At 64.7% G+C, this 397-nt stretch carries 1 protein-coding gene; it reads right to left on the minus strand.

Annotated elements, in window-relative coordinates:
* Positions 1-377, minus strand: a 377-nt coding sequence (locus CWC38_RS11970) for an arabinosyltransferase domain-containing protein (RefSeq protein ID WP_240625264.1), incomplete at its 3' end; no start/stop codon positions are given.
* Positions 378-397: the final 20 nt, after the last annotated feature.

The following is a 397-nucleotide window of genomic DNA, read 5'->3' on the forward strand; positions in this document are numbered from 1 at the left end:
ATCCGGATCAGCACACCCAGGGAAGCCAGCATGGCGGCAACGGCGATGAGCCCCGTGGGTCCGGCCCCCAGTGCAAGGGCAGCAAGGATGGTGCCCACCGCCGCGGGCAGCAGCCGACGGGTGGCGATGGCGCGTTCGAAGGAAACCCAGGTCAAAATGGCAAACACGGCAATGACGGGCTCGGGCCGGGTGCCGTTGTTGTACACCATCCAGAACAGCTCGAACATCGCCGCGGTGGTCCAGTGCGCCACCTGCCGATTGTTAATCTTCACGCCCAGTCGCGGCAGCACCTCCCGGGACAGGATCAGCCACGTAACCAAGCCCGCAATCAGCCCCGGCAATCGCATCCATGTGGAGGCGGCGGTGACGTTGACCATGAGCCCCAGCAGGTCGTAAT

Origin of the sequence: Kocuria tytonicola (assembly GCF_003687455.1) — a bacterium.
GTDB lineage: Bacteria > Actinomycetota > Actinomycetes > Actinomycetales > Micrococcaceae > Kocuria > Kocuria tytonicola.